The organism is Sellimonas intestinalis, assembly GCF_001280875.1.
GTDB lineage: Bacteria > Bacillota > Clostridia > Lachnospirales > Lachnospiraceae > Sellimonas > Sellimonas intestinalis.
In genome coordinates this window covers 23,067-47,410 of sequence record NZ_LGAJ01000019.1, presented here as the reverse complement: position 1 = coordinate 47,410, position 24,344 = coordinate 23,067, and the positions used below count along the sequence as shown (strand labels likewise).

Here is a 24,344-nt window from a genome sequence, read left to right as displayed (position 1 = left end):
TACTATCTATATATAGACTTCTTATAGTGAATCTCTATTTTACAGTAAATTTGGAGTAGAAGTATAATAGATACATTATGATATGTATTTAGAACGAGAAAGGCGGAGGATACATGGAGAAAAAGCAAAGTTTCTGTGGGATTTGTTCGGCAGGATGTCCGATGGACGTCTATGTGGAAGATGGAAAGGTCGTGGAGATCGAAGGGCACACGGAGAATGGGAAGAGTCGGGGACTTTGTGCCAAGGGCGCGGCGTCGAAACAGTATCTATATAATGAGGAGCGGATTTTGTACCCGATGAAGCGCGTGGGAGAAAAGGGAAGCGGACAGTTCGAGCGGATTTCATGGGAGGAAGCGTATGGCCTGATTGCAAAGAAGTTATCAGGGATTCGTAAGGAGTATGGTGCGAAGTCGGTGGTCTTCTATGCGGGTTACCCGAAGTGGTACCGGCCGGCTCTTTTGCGTTTTGCCAATGCCTTTGGTTCGCCGAATTTTTGTACTGAATCGAGCACCTGTTTCCAGGCATCTGCCCTGGCATGGAAGTCTATATATGGGAATGGGATCTGTTTCCCGGATCTGCCGCATACGAAGACGCTGCTTTTGTGGACGAGTAATCTTTTCCATTCCAATACCCCAATGGGGAAAATGTACCGGAGCCTTAAGAAGCGGGGAGTTACGATCATTGCGGTGGATCCGAGAAGTACCGTCACTACCAGAGAGGCGGATATCCACCTGAAGATTACGCCGGGGACGGATGGAGCGCTGGCGCTTGCCATGGCTCATGTGATAATAGAAGAAGAGCTTTACGATAAAGAGTTTGTGGACAAATACGTTTATGGGTTCCAGGAATATAAGAATTATGTGAGCACATTTACTCCGGAACGAGCCTGTGAGATCACCGGGGTGGATGCAGAGCTGATCCGTAAAGCAGCAAGGTTGTATGCGTGTAACAAGCCTTCAGGGATTCAGTTTTCAGTGTCCACGATTGTGCATCACATCAACGGATTCCAGAATTACCGGGCGGTATTCAGCCTGATCGCGCTCACAGGCAATTATGATGTGGAGGGCGGTAATCGTGCCATGCCGGAACCGGTCTCCCCGTGCAATGAGTTTGGAAAGGTGAAGAGGTACGATGGGGAGGAGGCGATCGGGGAGAAAGATTTCCCGATCTGGTTTGATCTTCCGTGTCAGGAGGCCCAGTGTACAAGGATCGCGGATTATATTCTGGAGGAGGAACCATACCCGGTGAAGGCGGTTTTTGCCATGGGGCTCAACCACCGGATGTGGCCCCAACCGAATGAACTGCAAAGGGCGTTTGGCGCTCTCGATTTCTATGTCAATGTGGAGCTCTTCTGGTCGGAGTCGTCCAGGATGGCAGATCTGGTCCTTCCAGCCTGCACGACTTTTGAGAGGGAAGAAGTGAAGACTCTGCGAGGCGGTATGTTTGCACTGAATGAACGGATGGTGGAACCGCTCGGGGAGTCGAAAAACGACATCGAAATCATAATGGAGCTGGCAAAACGGATAGGACTTGAAGACGAGGTACTGTCATCCGACTACGAGTCTTATATGGATTATATCCTGAAACCTTCTGGGCTGACGCTTCAGGACCTTCGAGAACATCCACAGGGAATGAAGGGGAAGGTGTTGATCCCTCCAAGGATTCAGACGTACCGGGAAGAACCGTTTCACACGACGTCCGGGAAGATTGAGCTGTATTCTCTGGCGCTTGATAAATACCGGGAGAGCAGAGGGTATGAACCGCTTCCGGTATACCACGATTTCCGGGATCAGAGGGACGTAGATCGAGAAATGTATCCTCTGATTTTAAGTACCGGGGCAAGAAAGCCGCAGTTTTTCCATGCCAGACTGTACCGGCTGTCGTGGCTGTCTGCCCTGGAGACGAATCCGGCGGTGGAGATTCATCCGGAGGATGCAAGGAAGTATGGGATAAGGGACGGCGACCGCGTACGGGTATCCTCCCCGGCAGGAGAGATGGAAGGGATCGCGGTAAGCTCCATCAATGGGAATCCAGGTGTTGTCTATATCTACCATGGCAATCCAAAAGGTGAGGCAAACAATCTGATCCACCGGTCGTACTTTGATCCGTATACCGGATTTCCGGGGTACAAGAGCTACTTCTGTAACATAGAGAAACTGGATCAAAGGGAGAGAAAGAGAAAGGAAGAAGCGGAGGTGACGGGAGATGATGGGGCGAATGAAATTTAATGCCGAGCAGTGTGTGGGATGCTATGCGTGCCACATGGCATGCCTGGACGCCCACCACAATGCGAGGGAGATTCACGCCAGAAGTTTCCGGGGGATCAGCAAGGTCATGGACGAAGAAAAGGGACTTTCTTATGAGATCTGTCCGGGGTGCACACAGTGCGGAGCATGTGCCAGAGCCTGTCCCCAGGATGCGGTTTTCCGGGAGGAAGACTATGGCGTCTATCTGGTGGATCGGGAGAAATGTATTGGATGCGGCGTTTGTACGAAAGCTTGCCCGGATCACCTGATCTTTGTGGACGAGACAGGGAAGGCTGCAAAATGCGATGGCTGTATTGCACGCAGAAAGGCGGGCCGTGAGCCAGCCTGCGTGGCGGTCTGCTGTCTGGACGCCATCACCGTGGGGGAATAATAGATGAGAGCAAACATTGCAGGATATATTCTCGCAGGGGGAAAAGGAACGAGGATGGGGGGAATGGATAAGCTTTCTCTGAAGTACCAGGGAAGATATCTGGCGCTCTGGACAATCGAGGCGCTTTCCATGCTGGACACATGGTATGTGTCTGTGGCAGAGATTCCTAAAGAACCGATGGGAAAGGCAAGATGGATCCGGGATGTTTATGAGGATATCGGCCCAATGGGCGGCATTTTAAGCGGTCTGATCCGGTGCCGGGAAGAAGCACTTCTTGTAGTGCCATGTGATACGTTCGGGGTGGATGCTTCTATGGGAAGGAGACTGCTGGATGCTTATGAGAGAACCGGCCGGCCCGTCTTTTTCCAGGATAGAAACAAGATATTCCCGTTTCCCGGAATTTACACGAAATCCATGCTTCCAGCTATGGAACGGCAGAGAAAAGCGGGAATTTACCGGATGCAGAGTTTGTTTGATCTGGTGGATAGGGGGAAGATTACTTTGTTAGATGGAATCAGTGAGCTGGGGCGGCTGGTCAATCTGAATACATGGCAGGAATACGAGTCCCTGCAAAGGAGGAGCAATGAGCGAGAGATGCGTTACGGTACAAGAGGCGCAGAATGATATTCGAATGATCGTTTGGAAAAGCAGGGAGACGGAGGAAGTCACCCTGCTGGAAGCCGGAGGGAGAATACTGTCAGAGAATTTGCGGGCAGGGAAAAGCAGCCCGCCCTTTCCACGATCTCCGTATGACGGATATGCCCTCCGGGCAGCAGATATCCAGGGTGCAAATAAAAAGCAACCCGTCTGTCTGAAGGTGGTGGAAAAGCTTTGTGCTGGAAAATATCCAAAGCAGGTCATCGGTTCGGGAGAGGCGGCTCGGATTATGACGGGAGCCCCGATCCCGAATGGAGCGGATACAGTGGTGAAGCAGGAAGATACCGACTATGGAGAGGGTATTGTGCAGATCTATCGAAGCCAGAATCCATATGATCATTATTGTCCGCAAGGGGAGGACTTTCTGGCAGGAGAGAAGCTGCTTACAAAAGGGCTCCGTATGGATGCGATCCGCATCGGAATTGCTGCGTCTGCCGGATGTGACCGGATTCGGGTGGTAAAGAAGGTACGTGTAGCAGTACTGACGACAGGAAGCGAGCTTGCAAAGCCAGGGACAAAGCTGCGTCCGGGACAGATTTATGATTCCAGTCTGTACCTGATTTCGGAGCGTATCCGGGAATTGGGAGGAGAGGTTGTCAGAATGAACTCGGTTTTGGACGAGCCCGAGATTCTGAAGGGGAGATTGAGAGAAGCGGCCAGGTGTGCGGATTTGATTGTAACCACCGGAGGTGTCTCGGTGGGAGAAAAGGACCTGACCCGTCAGGTTCTCTCACAGATGGGAGCAGATAAGGTTTTTGACCGCGTTTTTGTAAAGCCCGGTTCTCCAACAGCCCTCTTCCGGCTGGAGGAAACCCCGGTATTTGCCCTGTCGGGCAATCCCTTTGCGGCAACCGTGCATATGGAGCTCCTTGTCCGGGCAGCGATTGCCAGATGGTATGGATGTGACGAACTCTTCCCACACGAAAAACGGGGCTTTTTGCTCTCCAATTTCGGGAAATCTGCCGTAAGTGACCGATACATCCGGGGAACGGAAAGCGGAGGCCGGATCCTGCTTCCGAATGGGAAAGAGCGTTCCGGGATCTTAAGCTCTATGAATGGTTGTAACTGTCTGGTGAAGATAGAACAGGGAAGAGCAAATCTACGGGAAGGAGAACGGGTATGTTATATCAAAATCTGACTGTGCGCCCCGTCCTCTTTGGGGTGGCCGGGGATAAGAATACCGGGAAAACGACTTTGATGGAGGAACTGATCCGGCGTCTTACAAACCGCGGCTGGAAGGTAGCTGCCATCAAGCACGATGGACATGATTTTGAAGCGGATCGGGAGGGAACCGATAGCTGGCGTCATTATCATGCCGGAGCCTACGGGACTGTCGTATTTTCGAACCGGAAATACCAGCTCGTCAAGGAAGAAAAGGATATTTCCCTGGAGAAGCTCACAGCCCTTTTTCCGGAAGCGGATGTGATTCTGATCGAGGGAATGAAACAGGCGTCCCATGAGAAATACCGATGCCGTTACCCGAAAGAAGAGTGGAACGCCGAAAGGCTGGTGGGGCGAATCGAAGAAAAGATACGGGACGAAAGGAGTAACAGTATGACAATAGAGACACTGATGGAAAAGATCAGTCTTCCCAAGGAAGGACAGGACTGTGTCCAGGACTTTCCAATGACAGAAACCTTTTATCAGAGCTTTAAAGAGCTGTTTTATGAAGATAGCAAAGCCTTTTTTGCGGAGGCAGACCGCCGCACAGATCGGGAGAGGCTGTATCTTTACTTATATATCAGGATGGCTGCGGATCTCTATCCAGCCTTTGTGGAGAAAGGAATCTCAGGGAAGGTGTATGTGGACACCTTTTATGACATTACGATCTGGTACAACCAGTGTGTAAAGAAAAAGGGAGTTCCGGGACTGGTGGAAGAGCGGTGGTTGTCCCTGGCGCTTCGGATGAAGATTTTCCGCCTGGGACGGCTTCAGTTTGAGCCGGATGAAGATCGACATGTTCTTCACGTCCATATTCCGGAAGGTGAGCCCCTGGATGATGCGGCCTGTGGAGAATCTTTTGCGATAGCGGAGGAGTTTTTCGGACCAGAGTATACGATATTTGACTGCGAATCCTGGCTTCTCTCTCCGAAACTTCAGAAGCTTCTGAAACCGGACAGTAATATTTTAAAATTCCAGAACCGGTTTCAGATAGAGAAGATCATCTATCCGTTCCGACAGGCAGAAGAGCGGGTGTTCGGCCGGGTACGCGAGGACAAGGAGCAGTACCCGGAGAGTACCAGTCTCCAAAGAGCGGTGAAAGCGATGGTGCTGACCGGGGAGGACGTAGGAATCGGATATGGGGTTATCTATAGAAAATAATAATAAATCAATCAATTTATAAGAAAATCCGATTTGCCACTTTTTGCGCTTACCGATATGATAATATCGTATGTGATCATGCAAAGAGACAGAGGAGGATTATGATGAAAAGAAAAGCAGCAGCAGCGCTGGCTCTTCTGATGACGGTTTCCATGCTTGCAGGATGCGGATCAGACGGCGGCGACAAGGGAAAAAAGAGTGATGGAAAGACGACATTGACATTCTGGTGCCACCAGAATGAACCGTGGGTAAAATCCTACGAAGCGATGGCAGAGAAGTTTGAGAAGGAACATCCGGAATATACTGTGGAAGTCCAGGACTACCCGTATGATGTATATAATGACAAGATCCAGACCGCCATCACATCTGACACAGCAGGCCCGGATATCATTGCCGTATGGGGAGGTATGGCGCCGAACTTTATAGGAACGGACGCTCTCTCCGAGGTGCCGGAGGATCTGGCAAAGGAGCTGGATAAGGACTACATGGCTCCGACCGTAGGAAGTTACAAGAAGAACGGCAAGTATTACGGCGTACCGATGGAGTACAACCTGGAGTACGGCGGAATGATCGTAAATAAAAAGCTCTTTCATGAAAAGGGCGTCGCTTATCCGACAACCTGGGAAGAACTCCGTGACGTGTCCAAGAGCGTTTCCGTGAAAAACGGGGATATCGTGGAGATGAAAGGATTCGAGATGTTTGACACCGACTCTTTGATCTGTAACTATCTTGCTATGATTTTACAGACAGGTGGACAGTATTTGGAGGAAGATGATTCTGTCAACTTTGCCACACCAGAAGGTGTTGCGGCTATGGAAGAGATCCTTAGTATGATCAAGAACGGTGAATGTGACCTGACACATCTGACGGACGGCGACTACTGTTTCAATGATGTGTATCAGGACAAGGGGTACATGGCTTCCGTAGGCTCCTGGGCGATCGGAGAAGGAACCGATACATACGAGCTGGAATACGGCACGGATTTTGAATATGTGCGGGTACCGCAGTACGGCGATCAGATGTCCTTCGCTTCTGAGACCGGATGGGGACTTATCGTGCCGGAAAATGGAAAGAACAAAGATGCAGCATGGGAGTTCATCTCCTTCTTCAGCGAGCCGGAGAATCTGGTAGAGCACAACATTGCGTGCAGTCAGCTTCCACCGAGAAAATCTCTGCTGACCAACGAGACATACATTGAAAAGATGCCGCACGTAGAGTTCCTTTTGGACATCCTTCCAAACGGACAATGGATGGGGCCATACAATACTTCCGATATGCGTGAGGTTTTAAATCAGACATTCCTGAATCTATGTCAGGAAGAGAACCCGGATGTGGAGGGCGCTCTAAAAGAGGCTTCCCAGAAGATTACATCCGAATGTAAATACGGTTACTCAGCAGAATAGAAGTAAGACAGAGGATTCCTTTGGAAAGGAATTCTCTGTCTTTCGCTCCGCTTATGTCCTGTGTGATCAGGGAGCGAATTTCTCAGCCTGAGGAAAGAAAGGACTGGTAACAGGTGAAAAACAATCGATTTGTGGCGTCGGTGCTGTTTCCGGGTATGGTCTTTCTGGGAATCTTTGTGATGATTCCGATTCTGTACGGACTTGGCATCTCCCTGTATGACTATAATCCCGCCAATTCCCGAAATCCATTTCTGGGTCTTGCAAACTACCGGCGACTGATTCGGGATGAAGTTTTTTGGAAAGCGGTAGGCAATACGGTTTTCTTCTGCGTGGCAGCGGTGAGCGCCAATATTGTAGTTACGCTGTTTCTAGCGAAGCTGATTTCTGTCCTGCCAAGCAAGGGGCTAAAAACCGTCTTCCGAACGATTTTCTTTATTCCTTGTATTGCGCCAATGGTCGGGACAGCTATGATCTGGAAATACGGGATTATCGGGACGGAAAATGGAGTCGTCAACCAGATCGTTCAGTTTTTTGGAGGAACCCCAAAGAACTGGTTTATGACAGGACTCCCGTTGATGATGTTCATCATCCTTTACACGCTCTGGGCGGATATCGGGTACAACATCGTCCTGTTTTCCGCCGGAATCGAGGGCGTTCCCAAGGAGTTTGATGAGGCGGCGGCCATTGACGGGGCGGGAGCAATCCGGAGATTCCTGTCCATTAAGCTGCCGCTCATGGGCAGAACATTTGCCTTTGTGGCGGTAATGACGATGGCAAACTATTTCCAGATGTTCGCCCAGTTCAGGGTGTTTGCGCCGGACGGCGGCATGAATGACTCGGTGATGGTACTGACAAATTATATCTATAAGACAAGTTTCGTAAGTTTTCATATGGGATATGCGTCCGCAGTGGCGGCAGCGCTCTTTGTCATCGTCTTTGCGGTGGCAATGATCCAGAATAAAATGATGCGGGCAGATTGGAGTTATGAATAATGAAAAAGAAAAGAACGTATAAGCCATATCATTATCTTATCATCATTTTTCTTGGAGGCCTGTCTGTTGTCATACTATACCCGCTTGTCTGGATGCTGATGACGTCCTTTAAAACGAATGTGGATATCCGGACAAACAGGGCGAAATTCTTCCCGACTGAGTGGACACTTGAAGGATACCGGACGGCCTTTGAGAAAGCTCCGATCGCTAACTGGTTTATCAACAGTATCCTGATTACAGTTATCATTACCCTGGCGGTGATTGTCACCAGCACGCTGATGGGATATGTGTTTGCGAAATATGAGTTCCGTTTCAAACGAACGCTCTTTGTGCTGCTTTTGGCGACCATGATGGTGCCGCCGCAGGTGACGATGATTCCAAGATATCTGATGATCCAGAAGCTCCATCTTTTCGATACGAGGGGGGCGCTGATTGTGCCGGCTCTGGTAAGCGCGTTCTCTGTCTACCTGGCAAAGCAATTTATCGCGGATATTCCGGACAGCCTGTGTGAGGCGGCCAAGATCGACGGAGCGGGTCCGTTTCAGATCTACTGGAAGGTGATTTTACCAAACATCCGGCCGGCTATCGGCTCCATTGGTATTTTTACGGCGATGGCAAGCTGGAATGATTACTTAAATCCGCTTCTGATGTTAAACAGTATTGATAAGATGACGCTGCCTTTGGGACTGATTTACTTTAACAGTGACAGGACGTCCGATCTGTCGGCTACGATGGCGGCAGCGGCCATGATGATGATGCCGATGATTGTGATTTTCATTCTCTTCCAAAAACAGTTTATCAAGGGAATGACGATGAGTGGAATCAAATAAAAGAAAACTATGGAGGGAATATCATGATAAAGCAAGAAACTGTGTATGAGATGAGACTTGTGAGTGCGCTTGAGAAGGTTTTTCTGGATGAAAGACCGGTGTACCGGCCGGAGTGTATGAAGCTGACGGCGCTGAAAGGAGAGACCGTGTCATTTCAGGCAGCCTGTACCTGCACTTCTTTTATGAAGAACCGGGTGAAGGTGAGGATCGAGTCACCGATTAGTGATCGGATTCATGTCCGGAAGGTAGAAAACGTGCCTGCAGGCAGAGTGTGCGGACCGATTGTGGACGACAATTATCTGAAGACCGAATCCGGGCTGTATCCGGATCTGCTGCGTGAGCTCGTAGATGGGGAAGTGGATATTTTCCCTCAGAAATGGAGAAGCATTTGGATTGATATTGAGGTTACGGAAGATGTGAAAGCCGGCCTGTATCCGGTTACAGTGATCCTGGAAAAAGATGGGGAAACACTGGCCCGGGCAGCTACGGAAGTAACGATCTATGATGCGGTGCTTCCAAAGCAGAAGATGATGCATACGGAGTGGTTCTATCTGGACTGTCTGGCAGACTACTACCATGTTCCGGTGTTCTCAGAGGAGCACTGGGAGATCATTACCAATTATCTGAAAGAATATGTCAAACGGGGATGCAATATGATCTTGACGCCGCTCTTTACTCCGGCTCTTGACACGGCGGTAGGCATAGAGCGGACGACGACCCAGCTTCTGGACGTGCGGGTAGAAAACGGAAATTACAGTTTCGGTTTTGACCGGGTGAAGAAGTGGATCGATCTCTGCCAGTCCTGCGGGATCGAATATTTTGAGATCTGCCATCTCTTCTCCCAATGGGGAGCAAAATACGCGCCGAAGGTCATGGCGGTGGTGAATGGAAAAGAGGAGCAGATCTTTGGATGGCACACCCCGGCAGTGGGCGAGTACACGAAATTCCTTCACAGCCTTCTGCCACAGTTGACTGAAAAGCTAAGAGAGTGGGGAATTGACAAGGTAACATACTTTCACCTTTCCGACGAGCCAAGAGAAGAACATCTGGAGAGTTATCGGGCGGCCAAGGAATCGATCGAGGGATTGTTGGACGGGTTCCATACCTTCGACGCTCTTTCCAGTTACGAATTCTACAAGCACGGTCTGGTGGACAAGCCGATTCCTGGGAATAATGAGATTGAAGAATTCCTGGAACATGGCTTGACACACATGTGGACCTACTATTGCGTGGGACAGTTTTACGAGGTGAGCAACCGCTTCATGTCCATGCCGTCCCTCAGAAACCGAATTTATGGATTGCAGCTTTATAAGTATCAGATTATCGGTATTCTGCACTGGGGATATAATTTCTACAACAGTCAGTTTTCCCTGGAGAAGCTCAATCCGTACGAGGTGACAGATGCCGGCGGCGCGTTTCCGTCCGGGGATGCTTTCCTTGTTTATCCTGGCAAGGACCGGCATCCGGAAGAGTCCATCCGTATGATGGTTCATGCAGAGGCGCTTCAGGATCTGCGGGCGTGTGAGCTTCTGGAAACTCTGGCAGGCAGAGAGTTTGTGATGGAATGTATCGAGGAAGATCTGGCGGAACCGCTCACCTTTAAACGGTTCCCGAAATCGGATTACTACCTGCTTGCGCTTCGCAACCGGATCAATCGGGAGATCGCAAAGAGAATTTAGAATTGCTAATAGAATATACAAAGTAGAATATACGAAGATATAGGATCCCACCGGAAACATCCAGGTGGGATCCTATGTTTCAGGGAGAAAGAGATGGTTCATAAGCAGTTATCGTAATGAGAAGAGCAATTCGTCATAGGTTGGATATGGAAGATAGCATCCCGGAATGATGGCCTCAGCCTGATCCACGGCGGCACGAAGGGCGCCCATGTCGGAGAGAATGATGTCGTGGTAGTAGCGGGCGGCAGCAAGTGGCTCTTCCATCTTTTCCGCTTGCAGTGTGTCGGCGGACAGGTTTGAAAGCGCTGTGGCGATCTGCTCAGATGCTTTGGTCAGCGTCTTTATGATTTGTTCCTCATAAGATGCCGGAAGAGACGGCAGAAGCTTTTTCTTGTCCAGTGCCTCCTTTGACACTTCGGATACATAGGAGAAGAGCGCCGGGGTAAAGTCCTTTTTCACCATATCCTGCATGGTCAGTGATTCGATATGGATTGTCTTAGAGTAGTTCTCCAGAATGATTTCATACCGGGAGTGGATCTCTTCCTTGGTAAAGATCTGATGCCTGGTGAAGAGATCGATATTTTTTTCGGCGATAAACTGTGGCAGAGCATCCGGAAGAGATTTCAGGTTCCATAAGCCCCGCTTTTCGGCTTCCGCAACCCAAGCGTCAGTGTAGCCGTTTCCGTTAAAGAGAATCCGTTTATGTTTGCGGATGAGCTCTTTTAAGAGGTCCTCAATGGCGGTAGATCTTTCCGATTCCGAGACGTCTTTTAAAGCATGATATATCTGGGAAAGGGACTCGGCCACCGCGGTGTTGAGTACCACATTTGGTCCTGCCACAGAGAGAGCGCTTCCAGGCATCCGAAATTCAAACTTGTTTCCGGTAAAAGCAAACGGTGACGTCCGGTTCCGGTCTGTCGTATCTTTGGCGAAGTGCGGGAGGACGTGAGCGCCGATCTCCATAAGTGTCTGCTTCTGTTTGAGAAAATCGCTTCCGTCTTCGATGGATTTCAAAACGGCGGTCAGTTCATCACCAAGAAAGATAGAGACGATGGCAGGAGGCGCCTCGTTGGCTCCGAGACGGTGATCGTTTCCGGCACTTGCCACCGAGACGCGCATGAGATCTGCATAATCGTCCACGGCTGCGATGACAGCCAGTAAAAAGATAAGAAACTGCGTGTTTTCGGCTGGGGTTTTACCTGGATCCAACAGGTTTTCCCCCGCATCCGTGACGAGAGACCAGTTGTTGTGCTTGCCGCTTCCGTTGACGCCTTCAAATGGCTTTTCATGGAGAAGGCAGGCGAGATGATGGGAATCCGCGATCTTCTTCATCATCTCCATGGTGAGCTGGTTGTGGTCCACAGCCACGTTGGCAGTGTCAAAGACCGGGGCCAATTCGTGCTGTGCCGGAGCCACTTCATTGTGCTTGGTCTTGACCGGAACGCCCAGTTTCCAGAGCTCTTCATCGAGATCGTGCATATACGAGGCTACCTTTGGTTTCAGTACGCCAAAATAGTGATCTTCCATCTCCTGACCTTTCGGGGCCGGGGCGCCAAGAAGGGTGCGGCCACAGAAGAGCAGGTCTTTTCTCTGCTTATAGAGATTTTTATCCACAAGAAAATACTCCTGCTCGGATCCGATAGTCGTATCGATTTTTTTGACGCCCTTATTACCAAGAAGGTGAAGGACTTTCAGCGCCTCAGCATTGAGCGCTTCCATCGAACGAAGAAGCGGCGTCTTTTTATCCAGCGCCTCTCCACTATAGGAGCAGAATGCTGTTGGTATATACAAAGAGCCATCTTTGATGAACGCCGGAGACGTTGGGTCCCAGGCGGTGTAGCCGCGAGCCTCAAAGGTCGCCCGCAGTCCTCCGGATGGGAAACTGGAAGCGTCTGGCTCTCCCTTGATGAGCTCCTTTCCGGAGAATTCCATAATGATCTGGCCGTCTCCTGACGGGGAAATAAAGCTGTCATGCTTTTCTGCCGTGAATCCGGTCATCGGCTGAAACCAGTGCGTAAAGTGGGTGGCACCATGCTCGACGGCCCATTCTTTCATGGCGGCCGCGACAGTATTGGCTACATCCAGTTCCAGATGGGTTCCGCTTTGAATGGTCTTGCGGAGCGCTTTGTATGTATCCTTTGGGAGACGTTCACGCATCACTTTGTCATTGAATACCAGGCTTCCATAAAGTTCCGGTATTGTGTTTGTCAGTTCTTTCATCATAGAGAGACAGCTCCTTTCCTATCCTGAAATCAAAAAAGGCACTTTGGACCAAATCCAAAGCGCCATTGCTTTATGCAGGTAGTATAAACACAAACTAGTGGCGCTGTCAATCCTTTTTTGGAAAATAGAAATGTCTGATGATTCACAGATAGGAATCATTGAAAAAACATCTCTTCTAATATGACCCTTGCAAAATCGAAAAAGATGGTTAAAATATCTTAGTATGAACGGGAATCGAACCTGTTTTCTGAAAATAAGAGCCAGAAGATGGCGAGAAAAGGGATGGAGGAAAAAAGATGAAGACAAAGACAGAGTGGAATCAGAGAAGGGAAACGGGAGTCGGAGAAGAGTGTGGTGTATTTGGTATCTACGATATAGACGGAAAAGATGTAGCCTCCTCGATCTATTATGGACTCTGTGCCCTCCAGCATAGGGGACAGGAGTCCTGCGGCATTGTTGTCTCAGACACCAGGGGGGAGCGGGGAAATATCGCCTACCATAAGGACCAGGGGCTGGTCAGTGAAGTATTCAAGGCAGATATGCTTGCGTCCCTCCATGGAAATCTGGGGATCGGGCATGTTCGCTACTCAACTACGGGGGGATCTACCAGGGAGAATGCACAGCCCCTTGTTCTCAACTATATCAAAGGCACCCTGGCTCTTGCACACAATGGAAATCTGATCAATGCACCTGAATTGAAAGAGGAGCTGGTCTATGGAGGTGCCATCTTCCACACGACCACGGATTCTGAAATGATTGCGTACTGCATTGCCAAGGAGCGAGTGCATACAAGAAACGTGGAGGAGGCGATCCTTTGTACGTCCAGAAAGATCCGGGGCGGGTATGCGCTGGTGGTGATGAGTCCTAGAAAGCTTGTCGCTCTTCGGGATCCCTTCGGATTGAAACCGCTCTGCATTGGAAAGAGAGGGCATGCCTACGTCGTAGCGTCAGAAAGCTGTGCCCTGGATGCGGTAGGAGCAGAATTTATCCGGGATATTGAGCCGGGAGAGATGATTGCTATTACAAAAGACGGTATTATCTCCAACAAAGAGCTGCAGCAGGAGAAACGAGCCCATTGTATCTTTGAATACATTTATTTTGCGAGGCTGGACAGTACCATGGACGGCATCGGGATCTATGACGCCAGAATACGGCTGGGGCGTGCTCTTGCGAAAGCTTGGCCGGCGGATGCCGATTTGGTAACGGGAGTGCCGGAGTCCGGGATTACTGCGGCCAGAGGTTTTGCTATGGAAACAGGACTTCCCTTTGAGCTTGCCTTTTATAAAAACAGTTATGTCGGCAGAACGTTTATCAAGCCGACTCAGAAAGAGCGAAGATCCAGCGTTCGGATTAAGCTTAATGTACTGGAGCCGGTGGTGAGGGGAAAACGCATCGTTTTGGTCGATGATTCTATCGTTCGGGGGACGACTATGGCAAACTTAATCCGGATGCTCAAGGCAGCAGGAGCCAAGGAAGTCCATGTGCGGATCAGCGCCCCGCCGTTTCTGTATCCGTGTTATTACGGCACAGATGTTCCATCCAATGATCAGCTCATTGCCTCAGAGCACACGACTGAGGAGATCCGCACACTCATCGGCGCGGATTCCCTTGGCTATATGAAGATCGAGGATCTTCAGACCGTTGTGGGAGACCTTGGAATCTGTAAGGCATGTTTTGACAATCAATACCCGGTTTCGGAAGGGAAGGAAAGTCGGATCTGATAAAAAATAAAAAAGGGATTTACAAAAAGTAAAAAACAGAGTATAGTATTGGAATAATAAAAATGAAGGAAACGAAAAGGCGGCAAAGGTGTCGGTCAGGAAACGCGGAAAAAGCGATTTCCAGACACTTTTGCCCCTTTTTTTATGTTTTGGGAGTTTTAGAGCAGCAAAAAGGAGGAAAGACAAGCAATGGTAAACTATGTTTTTGTAACAGGAGGAGTAGTATCCGGTCTTGGAAAAGGGATTACGGCGGCGTCTTTGGGGAGACTTCTCAAGGCGAGGGGCTATCAGGTCACGATGCAGAAATTTGATCCGTATATTAACGTGGATCCAGGGACGATGAACCCGATCCAGCACGGGGAGGTATTTGTGACAGATGATGGTACGGAGACAGATTTGGATCTGGGACACTACGAACGGTTCATTGATGAAAGCCTGGACAAGAACTCCAATGTCACCTCCGGAAAGATTTACTGGTCGGTGTTAAATAAGGAGCGACACGGAGACTACGGCGGGGGCACGGTTCAGGTAATACCGCATATTACGAATGAGATTAAGGAGAGGTTCTACCGGGCGAAAAATCCAGGAGAGGAGAGGATCGCGATTATCGAGGTGGGCGGCACCGTCGGAGATATCGAGAGCCAGCCGTTTCTGGAAGCCATTCGGCAGTTTCAGCATGATGTAGGGAAGGAGCATGCCATCCTCATCCATGTAACGCTGATTCCTTATCTGAAAGCATCTGGCGAGATGAAGACGAAACCAACACAGGCAAGTGTCAAGGAATTGCAACGCCTGGGACTTTGGCCTGACATCCTCGTATGCCGGTCTGAATACCCGCTACCTCTGGAGATGAAAGATAAGATCGCACTTTTCTGTAATGTGCCGTCAGAACATGTCCTGCAGAATCTGGATGTAGAGTATCTTTATGAGGCGCCCCTTGCTATGGAGCGGGAGAACCTGGCACAGGCAGTTTTAAACTGTCTGCATCTGGAACAAAGGGAACCGGATCTCAGTGACTGGATTGAGATGACGGAGGCACTTAAGAATCCGAAACAGGAAGCCGAGATCGCCATCGTCGGGAAATATACCCAGCTTCACGATGCATACTTAAGTGTAGTGGAAGCATTGAAGCATGGAGGTATCAGTTGCCATACGGATATCCGTTTCCGCTGGACGGATTCGGAGACGATTACGGAAGAAAATGTGGAGGAGACATTTTGTGGCGTGGATGGAATTCTCGTGCCGGGAGGGTTTGGGAGACGGGGCACAGAAGGCATGATTCTGGCGGCAGAGTATGCAAGACGGGAGAAAATCCCATATCTTGGAATCTGCTTGGGAATGCAGATGGCTATCGTGGCCTTCGCCCGGTTTGTCGTGGGATATCACGATGCGGGCAGTATCGAGTTTCAGCCGGAGACCATGCATCCGGTTATCGCTTTGATGCCGGATCAAAAAGATGTGGAAAATATCGGGGGCACTCTGAGGCTTGGGGCATATCCGTGTGTACTGGATGAAGATTCCCGGTGCTTTGCCCTTTATGGAAAGAGGGAGATCTCCGAGAGACACAGACACCGCTATGAGGTCAATAACGATTACCGGAGCGTCCTGGAAGAAGCAGGGATGCACCTGGCGGGGCTGTCCCCGGATCAGAGGATCGTGGAAATGATAGAGATTACGGATCATCCGTTTTATATTGGTACTCAGGCACATCCGGAATTTAAGTCGAGGCCGAACCGGCCGCACCCTCTTTTTGCCGGGTTTGTAAAAGCGGCGTCTGAGCACCGGAATTAGAATGAAAACGAAAGGAAGAGAGCGATGAAAGGAAATCAGGGACTTTACTGTCCGATGCTGGAGCATGACAACTGTGGAATCGGCGCAGTCGTAAATATCAAAGGAAAAAAGACACATCAGGTTGTGAGTCAGGCGCTTGAGATCGTGGAGAATCTGGAGCACCGTGCAGGAAAGGACGCCGAGGGAAAGACCGGGGACGGAGTCGGGATTTTACTACAGATTTCCCATCGTTTTTTCAAAAAGGTGTGCCTAAAAGAGCAGATTCTCATTGGAGAAGACCGGGAATACGGAATCGGGATGTTTTTCTTTCCGGCAGACGAACTTACGAGAAACCAGTCACGGAAGATGTTTGAGACGATCGTGGCAAAAGAGGGGCTCCGCTTTCTTGGGTGGAGGAAAGTACCGGTGCACGAGGACGTACTCGGCAAGAAAGCCAGAGACTGTATGCCGTATATTATGCAGGGATTTATTGAAAAGCCCTCGGATACTGCAAAAGGGCTGGAATTTGACCGGAGACTCTATGCCATCCGCCGGGAATTTGAGCAGAGCAGTACAGAGACGTACATTGTTTCTCTATCCGGCAGAACGATTGTCTATAAAGGCATGTTTCTAGTCGGACAACTACGTACATTTTTTGAGGATCTTCAGGATCCGGATTATCAGACCGCGATCGCCATGGTACACTCAAGATTTAGTACAAACACAGAGCCAAGCTGGAACCGGGCGCATCCGAACCGTTTCATCGTTCACAACGGGGAGATCAATACGATCCAGGGAAATGCGGATAAGATGCTCGCAAGAGAAGAGAGAATGGTTTCTCCGTATTTTTCAGGGAGTCTTGACAAGATATTCCCAGTGGTGGATCAGAGCGGTTCAGATTCTGCCATGCTGGATAATACTTTGGAATTTCTTGTGATGAATGGAATGGATCTGCCTCTTGCAGTGACGTGTGTGATTCCGGAACCATGGGAGAATCATGATACCCTGAGCCAGAAAAAACGAGATTTCTATCAGTACTATGCAACCATGATGGAACCTTGGGACGGTCCGGCGTCCGTCCTTTTCAGTGACGGTGATATCCTGGGGGCAGTGCTGGACCGGAACGGTCTGCGTCCGTCCAGGTACTACATCACCCGGGACGGCTATCTCTATCTGTCATCCGAAGTGGGAGTACTTCAGGGAATCCGGGAAGAACAGATCCTGGAAAAAGGAAGGATTCATCCGGGAAAGATGCTGGTGGCGGATACTGTGAGACAAAAAATTCTGACAGATGATGAAATCAAAGAGACTTATGCGTCCAGACAGCCTTACGGGGAATGGCTGGATCAACATATGATGGAATTAAAAGATCTCAAGATCCCGAACAAAAAGGTGGAGCAGTATACGAAGGAAGAGTGCGCAAGGCTTAGGAAAGCATTTGGATATTCCTACGAGGAGTACCACGATTCCATTCGTACGATGGCATTAAACGGTACGGAAGGGATTACGTCCATGGGTGTGGATACCCCGCTTGCGGCACTTTCCAACAAGCAGCCATTGCTGTTCTCCTATTTTAAGCAACGGTTTGCCCAGGTGACGAACCCTCCGATTGACGCAGTGCGGGAGAAGATTGTCACCAACACCAGTGTGTACATCGGAAAAGAAGGCAACATTCTAAAAGAACAGCCAGAAAATTGCCAGGTACTGAAGGTCAACAATCCGATTCTGTCAGATACGGATCTTCTGAAAATCAAGGGCGTGAGACAGCCGGGGCTGTACCCGGCGGAGGTAATGATCACCTGTATGAAACATATGTCTCTGAAGATAGCACTGGAGCGTCTTTTCATCGAGGTGGACCGGGTTTATAAGGACGGGGCGTCCATCTTGATTCTTACGGATCGGGGTGTAGATGAGACTCATGTAGCAATCCCATCGTTGCTGGCGGTCTCCGCCGTCCATCACTACCTTGTCCGGACGAAAAAGAGTACGGTTATGCCGATCATCCTAGAGTCGGCAGAGCCAAGGGAAGTCCATCATTTTGCAACGCTCCTTGGATATGGGGCGAGCGCGGTCAACCCGTATCTGGCTCACGAGACGATCCGGGAGATGGTCGAGGATGGCTTGCTGGAAAAAGACTATTATGCGGCGGTCCATGATTATGATAAGGCCATCTTAGGCGGAATCGTCAAGATTGCGTCCAAGATGGGCATCTCCACGATCCAATCTTACCAGGGTTCCCAGATCTTCGAGGCGGTGGGCATCTCCAAAGAGGTCATTGATCCGTATTTTACCCACACCCTCAGCCGGGTGGGCGGGATTACCATGAAAGAGATAGAGGAGGATGTGGAACTGCGTCACAGTCAGGCATTTGACCCATTGGGACGAAAGACGGATCTTACATTGGAGAGTGTGGGGCGGCATAGTTTTCGTAGTCAGGGAGAGCATCACCGGTACAATCCGGCGACGATTCACCTTCTCCAGCAGTCCGTCTGGCAGGACGATTACACAATGTTTCAGGAGTATACAGGACAGATTGATAAAGAGGAAACCGGATATTTGAGAAGTCTCATGGACTTCCGATATCCGAAGGAAGGCGTTCCCATCGAAGAGGTAGAAAGTGTAGATTCCATTGTAAGGCGATTTAAGACCGGAGCCATGTCCTACGGTTCTATTTCTCAGGAAGCCCACGAAGCGCTGGCGGTCGCTATGAATAAGATACACGGGAAATCCAACAGTGGAGAGGGAGGTGAGTCCCCGGAGCGTCTACTGACAAAAGGGACGAAGGACAATCGCTGTTCTGCCATCAAGCAGGTGGCAAGCGGACGTTTTGGTGTCACCAGCCGTTATCTGGCAAGCGCCGAAGAGATTCAAATCAAGATGGCTCAGGGGGCAAAGCCGGGAGAAGGAGGCCACCTGCCGGGAAAGAAAGTGTATCCGTGGATTGCAAAAACTCGGTATTCTACTCCAGGCGTGAGTCTGATTTCCCCGCCGCCGCACCATGACATCTATTCTATTGAGGATTTGGCGCAGTTGATTTACGATCTGAAAAACGCAAATCCAAATGCACGGATTTCTGTGAAGCTGGTGTCAGAGGCCGGGGTAGGTACGATTGCGGCTGGTGTGGCAAAGGCAGGAGCTCAGGTGGTCCTGATCTCCGGGTACGACGGAGGCACCGGAGCCGCACCGGGAAGTTCCATTCACAATGCCGGACTCCCGTGGGAGCTGGGCCTTGCCGAGGCGCATCAGACACTTCTGAAAAACGGACTGAGAAACAAAGTTCGGATAGAGACGGACGGAAAGCTGATGAGCGGCCGGGACGTAGCCGTCGCAGCTCTTCTGGGAGCAGAGGAATTTGGATTTGCGACGGCTCCGCTGGTAGCCCTTGGCTGTGTGATGATGCGGGTCTGCAATCAGGACACCTGTCCGATGGGAGTGGCAACACAAAATCCAGAACTTCGGAAATGTTTCAAAGGAAAACCAGAATATGTGATTCATTTCATGCGGTTTATTGCCCGGGAACTCCGGGAATATATGGCGAAGCTTGGTGTAAGGACGATAGATGAGATGGTAGGGCGCACCGATCTTCTGAAAGTGCGGGAAAATCCACAAAGCAAAAGAGGAAGGATGATAGACCTTGGAGCTATCCTGAATTCGCCGTATATGGGGAAAGGCAATCTCAAAGGAGAGTATGAGTTTGGACTTTCCGGGACACTGGATCAGACGGTTCTCATCAAAGAACTGCAAGAAAAGCTGGATGCCGGAGAACCTGGCAAGATACAGGTTCACGTCAAAAATACGGACCGGACGTTTGGAACGATGTTTGGATCCGAACTTACGAGACGATATCCGGAAGGGGTGCAGGAAGATACGTATCAGATAGCATGTACAGGAAACGGAGGGCAGAGTTTTGGAGCTTTCATCCCGGCAGGACTGACGATCCGCCTGGATGGAGACTGTAACGACTACTTTGGAAAAGGACTTTCCGGGGGGAAACTTGTCATCCGGCCGCCCAAGGGAGGTACCTACCGGGCAGAGGACAATATGATTATCGGAAATGTTGCCCTTTATGGGGCGACTGACGGAAAAGCCTTTATCTGCGGACTGGCAGGAGAGCGTTTCGGCGTGCGGAATTCGGGAGCTACAGCGGTTGTGGAAGGCGTGGGAGACCACGGATGCGAGTATATGACAGGCGGCAGGATCGCTGTCATCGGTAAGACCGGGAAGAACTTTGCGGCCGGCATGAGCGGCGGAATCGCCTACGTGTTGGACGAGTGGAATTCTCTCTACCGTAACATCAACAAGGAGATGATTTCTATGGAGGAAATCACGCAGAAGGGGGATGCGGACGAATTGCGAGCCATGATCGAGGAACATGTACGGGAGACCGGGTCCCGGAAAGGACAGGAGATTCTGGAGCAGTTTACGAAATATCTGTCGAAATTTAAAAAGATCATTCCAAATGATTATAAAAAGATGCTGACACTAAGCAGAAAGTATGAAGCGATGGGGTTTGACAGCGAGGAGGCGCAGATTGAGGCGTTCTACGAGAGCGTAGGTCAGAAAAGACAGGAGGGATAAAAACAACATGGGAAAACCGACAGGATTTTTAGAATATGAAAGACGGACGGGAAGTGAACGCCCCTGCAAGGAGCGGATCGGAGATTTCCATGAATTCCATGAGCCGCTCCCGCCAGAAGTACAAAAAGAGCAGGGGGCAAGATGCATGGGATGCGGAGTGCCGTTCTGTCAGTTTGGAGGAATGATTGGTACAATGGCGTCCGGATGCCCGTTAAATAACCTGGTGCCAGAGTGGAATGATCTTTTGTACCACGGGCAGTATGAAGCCGCCTATCAGCGATTGCAAAAGACCAACTGTTTCCCGGAATTTACATCCCGGGTCTGTCCGGCGCTCTGTGAGGCGGCATGTACCTGCAACGTAAACATGAATCCGGTAACAACGAAAGAAAATGAGCGTGCGATTATCGACTGGGCCTTTGCAAAAGGGATGATAAAGCCCCAGCCACCGGAAAACCGCACCGGAAAGCGTGTAGCGGTGATCGGAAGCGGACCTGCCGGACTTACGGCGGCACTGCTTTTGAACCGCCAAGGACACAGTGTGACTGTCTTTGAACGGAAGGACAGGATCGGAGGACTGCTGATGTACGGCATCCCGAATATGAAGTTAGAGAAAAGCTCGATTGAGCGAAGGAAAGCACTTATGGAGGAGGAAGGTGTTGTTTTTTGTACAAACATCGATGTGGGCCGGGACAAAGAGGCAGCGGAGATTCTGGACACTTTTGACCGAGTGCTGCTTGCCTGTGGCGCCTCAAGACCAAGGGATATTAACGTTTCGGGAAGAGATGCCGGGGGGATCCGCTTTGCGGTGGATTTTCTTTCGGAAGTGACAAAGACACTTCTGGATTCCGGATTTGCCACCGTCCCATCTGAGCTTGCAAAAGGAAAACATGTCGTCATTATTGGCGGCGGAGATACAGGAAATGACTGTGTGGGAACCTCCCTGCGTTTACAGGCGAAGTCTGTGACCCAGTTAGAGATGATGCCCAAGCCGCCAAAAGAACGGGATGGGAACAATCCGTGGCCGGAGTGGCCGAGGGTGGAAAAGACCGATTATGGGCAGCAAGAGAGGATCGCTCTGACGGGAAAAGATCCAAGATGCTACCAGACGACAGTAAAGGAATTTCTGAAAAATAAGGAAGGGAATGTGCGTGCTATTCGGACGATTCGGTTAGAACAGAAGAAAAACGAGAAAACCGGGCGGATGGAGATGCAGCCGGTGAAAGGAAGCGAGGAAACGATTCCGGCAGATCTGGTGCTGATTGCGGCAGGATTTACCGGAGCGGAAGATTACGTCATAGATGCTTTCCAGGTTAAAACGTCCGGACGAGGAACGGTAGACGATCAGGACTTTGCGGCCAGTGTTCCTCGTGTATTTGTGGCAGGTGATATGAGACGGGGGCAATCCCTTGTGGTCTGGGCGATCCGGGAAGGCCGGGAAGCGGCAAGGGAGATTGACCGTTCTCTCATGGGCTACACGAATCTTTCCTGAATAGAATCAGAAGGATGGGACAGTACGAAAGAACAGAGGAAAAGATCGGACATAGTTCTTGCCCTTTCTTCCGGATGCGGAATATAATAAGTACATCAGGGAATCGACGCAATCGAAAGATGGAGGAAATCAAGATGGCAAAATATGAGACATGGGAAATTCTACAGATGATGGAAGAGGAAGATGTAAAATTTATCCGTATGCAATTTGTAGATATCTTCGGGACGATCCGCAATATCGCCGTGACTGCCGGACAGATGGAAAAGGCGCTGACTGGAAAGTGTATGGTAGACGGCTACAGTATTGCCGGGATGAAAGACATGGGATATGATAAGGTCTGCTTAAAACCGGATCTCGATACGTTCACGGTACTGCCGTGGAGACCGCAGCAGGGTAAGGTGGCGCGCTTCCTCTGTGATCTGATGGATCAGGAGGGACGAGAGGTTCCGGAAAGTTCCAGATACATCCTGAAAAAAGTGATGGATGAGGCAGGGCAGGAGGGATACAGCTTTGATCTGGATCCGGAGTGCGAATTTTTTCTGTTTGAGACTGACGAAGAGGGCAATCCGACAACGAGGACAAGGGAGAAAGCCGGGTACCTCGATGTGGCGCCCCTTGACCAGGGAGAAAACGCGAGAAGAGATATGATTCTGACACTGGAGGAGATGGGATTTGAAATCGAATCCTCCCATCACGAGGACGCTCCGGCCCAGCATGAGGTAGACTTTAAACAGGCCCGGGGCGTCAAGGTGGCGGATCAGATTATAACCTTTCGTTCCACAGTACGTACCATAGCCCAGAGACACGGCCTGCACGCAACTTTCATGCCAAAGCCACGGACAGATCTTCCGGGCTCGGCCCTGTCGCTAAATATTTCCGGATTCCGGAATGGGAGGAGTCTCTTTGCGGATCAGGAAATGGAAAATGGACTAAGCCGGGAGGCATACTCCTTTATTGCGGGGCTTTTGACTCATATGAACGGAATGGCGGCGTTTTCCAATCCGATTATCAATTCGTATAAGCGGCTGAAACCGGGATTTCACGCGCCTACAGAGCTATTCTGGTCGTTCAATGACTACCGGGCTCCGATCCGTGTGGTGACGGGAAGAGAGGGTGAGATTCATATGGAATGGACTCTGCCGGACGGCGCGGCGAATCCGTATCTGCTCATTGCACTGGTGGTGTCCGCCGGTTTAAACGGGATTCGTGAAAGGATGGTTCCGTTAAAAGCGGATGAAAAGGCCGGAAAGCTTCCGGGGACATTAAAGGAATCTCTGGATGCACTGGAACAAGATGCGTTTTTAAAACAGGTGTGTGGAGAACGATATGTGGAAACCTATTTAAAGGAAAAAAGAAAGGAATGGGGGTTCTATACGCGGGAAGTTACAGACTGGGAACTTAAGGAGTATCTGCACAGATTTTAACAGATGGCAGGGGGAGGATATATGGGAAGTATTATCATCGCACTTCCACGGAAGGATACCGCGGGAAAAATCAAAGAAATACTTCTGCGCCATGGCTTCCGGGATGTGGCGGTTGTGCCTACGGCGGCTGCGGCACTCCAGGAAACCGGGCGTTTATCCCACGGAATTATCATCAGTGGAACAAAGCTTTCTGATATGGATTATACGGATTTGCTGAACTGCCTGCCGCGTTATTTTGATCTGCTGCTTTTGGATACAACACAGAATGTCAGTTACAGAAGACAGCCGGGACTGATTGCAGTGACGATGCCGGTGAGAGTTCTGGAGTTTGTCGGTACAGTCAATATGATGCTTCAGAATCTGGACCGTCAGGTGGTGAAACGCAAGGGCAAAAAGCCAAGGCGCACGGAGAAAGAGGAGAACTATATCCGAAACGCCAAGTCCGTCCTCATGGAGCGCAACCATATGACGGAGGAAGAAGCTTTCCGCTATATCCAGAAGAGCAGCATGGACACGGGGAGGAATATGACAGAGACGGCACAGATGATTCTAACCCTGATCTATAATGAGATTTGAGGACAAATAAAAACGAGAGACGAAAACCAACCGTGCATCGCGT

16 protein-coding genes are annotated in these 24,344 nt (G+C 50.1%); 15 read left to right on the top strand and 1 reads right to left on the bottom strand.

Annotated features, from left to right (window positions below):
* Positions 1 to 113 precede the first annotated feature (113 nt).
* From AOA56_RS14265 to AOA56_RS14225, 9 genes are all read left to right on the top strand, one after another.
* Positions 114 to 2,228 carry a molybdopterin-containing oxidoreductase family protein gene (locus AOA56_RS14265; protein ID WP_053769946.1) on the top strand — a complete coding sequence of 705 codons (2,115 nt, stop codon included), beginning with the start codon at positions 114 to 116 and terminating at the stop codon, positions 2,226 to 2,228.
* Positions 2,206 to 2,637, top strand: coding sequence for a 4Fe-4S dicluster domain-containing protein (locus tag AOA56_RS14260; protein WP_053769945.1), 432 nt, complete (start codon positions 2,206 to 2,208; stop codon positions 2,635 to 2,637). Before AOA56_RS14265 ends, AOA56_RS14260 begins: the two co-directional genes overlap by 23 nt.
* Before the next feature lie 3 nt (positions 2,638 to 2,640).
* Positions 2,641 to 3,261: a molybdenum cofactor guanylyltransferase gene (gene mobA / locus AOA56_RS14255; RefSeq protein ID WP_053769944.1), complete on the top strand. Its 621-nt coding sequence runs from the start codon at positions 2,641 to 2,643 to the stop codon at positions 3,259 to 3,261.
* A complete protein-coding gene (locus AOA56_RS14250; RefSeq protein ID WP_053769943.1) occupies positions 3,221 to 4,432 on the top strand; it encodes a molybdopterin molybdotransferase MoeA in 1,212 nt (403 codons plus the stop codon). Before mobA ends, AOA56_RS14250 begins: the two co-directional genes overlap by 41 nt.
* The gene (gene mobB / locus AOA56_RS14245; protein WP_053769942.1) at positions 4,414 to 5,616 is read left to right on the top strand and encodes a molybdopterin-guanine dinucleotide biosynthesis protein B; all 1,203 of its coding nucleotides are present in this window, start codon (positions 4,414 to 4,416) and stop codon (positions 5,614 to 5,616) included. The genes AOA56_RS14250 and mobB overlap by 19 nt, the downstream gene beginning before the upstream one ends.
* A 101-nt stretch (positions 5,617 to 5,717) precedes the next feature.
* Positions 5,718 to 7,019: an ABC transporter substrate-binding protein gene (locus tag AOA56_RS14240; RefSeq protein WP_048621384.1), complete on the top strand. Its 1,302-nt coding sequence runs from the start codon at positions 5,718 to 5,720 to the stop codon at positions 7,017 to 7,019.
* 113 nt (positions 7,020 to 7,132) lie between these two features.
* On the top strand, positions 7,133 to 8,011 hold the full coding sequence (locus AOA56_RS14235; protein WP_024731951.1) for a carbohydrate ABC transporter permease: 879 nt from the start codon (positions 7,133 to 7,135) through the stop codon (positions 8,009 to 8,011).
* The gene (locus tag AOA56_RS14230) at positions 8,011 to 8,841 is read left to right on the top strand and encodes a carbohydrate ABC transporter permease (protein ID WP_024731952.1); all 831 of its coding nucleotides are present in this window, start codon (positions 8,011 to 8,013) and stop codon (positions 8,839 to 8,841) included. The genes AOA56_RS14235 and AOA56_RS14230 overlap by 1 nt, the downstream gene beginning before the upstream one ends.
* Positions 8,842 to 8,864: 23 nt before the next feature.
* Positions 8,865 to 10,520 carry a DUF4091 domain-containing protein gene (locus AOA56_RS14225; protein ID WP_024731953.1) on the top strand — a complete coding sequence of 552 codons (1,656 nt, stop codon included), beginning with the start codon at positions 8,865 to 8,867 and terminating at the stop codon, positions 10,518 to 10,520.
* Positions 10,521 to 10,628: 108 nt separating this feature from the next.
* Here the strand turns inward: AOA56_RS14225 and AOA56_RS14220 are convergent, their stop codons facing one another.
* Positions 10,629 to 12,743, bottom strand: coding sequence for a glutamine synthetase III family protein (locus tag AOA56_RS14220; protein WP_330376522.1), 2,115 nt, complete (start codon positions 12,741 to 12,743; stop codon positions 10,629 to 10,631).
* Positions 12,744 to 13,039: 296 nt separating this feature from the next.
* Between AOA56_RS14220 and purF the strand changes: the two genes are divergently transcribed.
* The 6 genes from purF to AOA56_RS14190 all read left to right on the top strand — a co-directional run bounded on the left by purF (position 13,040) and on the right by AOA56_RS14190 (position 24,301).
* Positions 13,040 to 14,464, top strand: coding sequence for an amidophosphoribosyltransferase (gene purF / locus AOA56_RS14215; RefSeq protein WP_048621386.1), 1,425 nt, complete (start codon positions 13,040 to 13,042; stop codon positions 14,462 to 14,464).
* Positions 14,465 to 14,653: 189 nt separating this feature from the next.
* A complete protein-coding gene (locus AOA56_RS14210) occupies positions 14,654 to 16,255 on the top strand; it encodes a CTP synthase (protein ID WP_053769941.1) in 1,602 nt (533 codons plus the stop codon).
* Between the two features lie 24 nt (positions 16,256 to 16,279).
* Positions 16,280 to 20,812 carry a glutamate synthase large subunit gene (gltB, locus tag AOA56_RS14205; RefSeq protein WP_053769940.1) on the top strand — a complete coding sequence of 1,511 codons (4,533 nt, stop codon included), beginning with the start codon at positions 16,280 to 16,282 and terminating at the stop codon, positions 20,810 to 20,812.
* A 7-nt stretch (positions 20,813 to 20,819) separates the two neighbouring features.
* Entirely contained in the window at positions 20,820 to 22,301 is a 1,482-nt protein-coding gene (locus AOA56_RS14200) for a glutamate synthase subunit beta (RefSeq protein ID WP_053769939.1), read from the top strand.
* 134 nt (positions 22,302 to 22,435) lie between these two features.
* Positions 22,436 to 23,725: a glutamine synthetase family protein gene (locus tag AOA56_RS14195; RefSeq protein WP_053769938.1), complete on the top strand. Its 1,290-nt coding sequence runs from the start codon at positions 22,436 to 22,438 to the stop codon at positions 23,723 to 23,725.
* Between the two features lie 21 nt (positions 23,726 to 23,746).
* Positions 23,747 to 24,301, top strand: coding sequence for an ANTAR domain-containing response regulator (locus tag AOA56_RS14190; RefSeq protein WP_053769937.1), 555 nt, complete (start codon positions 23,747 to 23,749; stop codon positions 24,299 to 24,301).
* Positions 24,302 to 24,344: the final 43 nt, after the last annotated feature.